This is a genomic window from Burkholderia sp. COPS, assembly GCF_019425585.1.
Lineage (GTDB): Bacteria > Pseudomonadota > Gammaproteobacteria > Burkholderiales > Burkholderiaceae > Burkholderia > Burkholderia cepacia.
This window is the reverse complement of sequence record NZ_WIXR01000095.1, coordinates 1-2,368: the sequence shown is the minus strand read 5'-3', so window position 1 is coordinate 2,368 and position 2,368 is coordinate 1. Positions and strand designations below refer to the sequence as shown.

Genomic DNA, 2,368 nt, shown 5'->3' with positions numbered 1-2,368 from the left:
CGGCGCGTACGGTTTCCTGCGCTTCTCGCTGCCGATCACGCCTGACGCGAGCCACTTCCTGGCCCCCGTCGTGATCACGCTGTCGCTGATCGCGGTGATCTACATCGGCCTCGTCGCGATGGTGCAGGCCGACATGAAGAAGCTGGTCGCGTATTCGTCGATCGCGCACATGGGCTTCGTCACGCTCGGCTTCTTCATCTTCAACCAGCTCGGCGTCGAAGGCGCGATCATCCAGATGATCTCGCACGGCTTCGTGTCGGGCGCGATGTTCCTCTGCATCGGCGTGCTGTACGACCGCGTGCACTCGCGCCAGATCGCCGATTACGGTGGCGTCGTCAACGTGATGCCGAAGTTCGCGGCGTTCGCGATGCTGTTCTCGATGGCCAACTGCGGCCTGCCGGGCACGTCGGGTTTCGTCGGCGAGTTCATGGTGATTCTCGCGGCCGTCCAGTACAACTTCTGGATCGCATTCGGCGCGGCGTTCACGCTGATCCTCGGCGCTGCTTACACGCTGTGGATGTACAAGCGCGTGTACTTCGGCGCGGTGGCGAACGATCACGTTGCCAAGCTGAAGGACATCGGCCGTCGCGAATTCCTGATGCTGGCCGTGCTCGCCGCGTTCACGCTGCTGATGGGCCTGTATCCGAAGCCTTTCACCGACGTGATGCACGTTTCCGTGGAAAACCTCCTCTCCCATGTCGCGCAGTCCAAGCTGCCGCTGGCGCAGTAATCGCGAGCGGAGGAAATCAAGATCATGAACGCTCCTATGAATGTCCTGTTGCCTGACGCGCTGGTGATGGCCGCCATCGTCGTCGCATGGCTGAACGACACCTTTACCGGTGCTTCCGGCCGCCGCCTGACTTACCTGATCGCGGTTGTTTCGTCGGTCGTCGCCGGCGTGTGGTTCGCGGTGCAGGCACTCGACCCGCAGCAGTACTACTTCTTCTCGAAGATGGTCGTCGTCGACTCGTTCGCGAGCACGATGAAGGCCGTCGTGTCGTTCGGTTTCGCGGTCTCGCTCGTTTATTCGCGCAAGTACCTCGAGGATCGCGACATGTTCCGCGGCGACGTGTTCCTGCTCGGCATGTTCTCGCTGCTCGGGCAGTTGGTCATGGTGTCGGGCAACAACTTCCTGACGCTGTACCTCGGTCTCGAACTGATGTCGCTGTCGCTGTACGCAGTCATCGCACTGCGCCGCGACGCCGCGCAGTCGAGCGAAGCGGCGATGAAGTACTACGTGCTGGGCGCGCTCGCGTCGGGCTTCGTGCTGTACGGCATCTCGATGCTGTACGGCGCGACCGGCTCGCTTGAGCTGGGCGAGGTGTACAAGGCGGTCGGCGGCAACACCGACGCAGCCGTGCTGATGTTCGGCGTGGTCTTCATCGTCGCCGGTATCGCGTTCAAGCTCGGCGCCGTGCCGTTCCACATGTGGGTGCCGGACGTCTACCAGGGCGCACCGACCGCGATGACGCTGTTCGTCGGCGGCGGCCCGAAGGTTGCCGCGTTCGCGTGGGGCCTGCGCTTCCTGGTGATGGGCCTGCTGCCGCTCGCGCAGAACTGGCAGACCGCGCTCGTGATCCTCGCCGCGCTGTCGCTGATCGTCGGCAACATCACCGGTATCGTCCAGCGCAACATCAAGCGGATGCTCGCGNNCTGCTCGGCCTGCTCGCGGGCATCGTGAAGGGCGACGCGTCGGCGCCGGCGAATGCATACAGCTCGGCGATGTTCTACGCGATCGTCTACCTGATCACGACGCTCGGCTCGTTCGGCGTGGTGATGCTGCTCGCACGCCGCGATTTCGAAGCCGACACGATCGACGACTTCAAGGGCCTCAACAAGCGCAGCCCGGTGTTCGCGTTCGTGATGATGGTCATGATGTTCTCGCTGGCGGGCATCCCGCCGACCGTCGGCTTCTACGCGAAGCTCGCCGTGCTCGAGGCGACCGTCAACGCGGGTCTCACGTGGCTGGCCGTGCTGGCCGTGATCACGTCGCTGTTCGGCGCGTTCTACTACCTGCGCATCGTGAAGCTGATGTACTTCGACGCACCGCAGGATGCAACGCCGATCACGGGCGACTTCTGCAAGCGCACGATCCTCGTGCTGAACGGCCTGGCGGTCGTCGTGCTCGGCCTGATCCCGAGCCCGCTGCTGACGGCCTGCCTGCAGGCAATTCGTCACACGCTGCCGCTGTAATGTCGGCAGCCGGCTGGTTTATCGTGCTGTTGGCGTTCGTCTGCGCCAACCTGCCGTTCCTGAACCAACGCCTCTTCGCCGTCGTGCCGTTCGGCGCGACGAAGAAGGGCGGGTGGGTGCGGATCGGCGAGCTGATCGTGCTGTACTTCATCGTCGGCGCGCTCGGCTTCTGGCT

The 2,368-nt window shown here is 63.8% G+C and carries 2 protein-coding genes and 1 pseudogene; all 3 read left to right on the top strand.

Annotation, left to right across the window (positions count from 1 at the left end; all coding sequences use genetic code 11):
- On the top strand, positions 1 to 730 hold a 730-nt coding region (locus tag FOZ70_RS37620), incomplete at its 5' end, for an NADH-quinone oxidoreductase subunit M (protein ID WP_219707900.1).
- A gap of 36 nt (positions 731 to 766) precedes the next feature.
- Positions 767 to 2,193: pseudogene (gene nuoN / locus FOZ70_RS37615) on the top strand (NADH-quinone oxidoreductase subunit NuoN).
- Positions 2,193 to 2,368: DUF2818 family protein (locus FOZ70_RS37610; protein ID WP_219707901.1), on the top strand; the 176-nt coding region annotated here is incomplete at its 3' end. The pseudogene nuoN and the gene FOZ70_RS37610, both read left to right, overlap by 1 nt.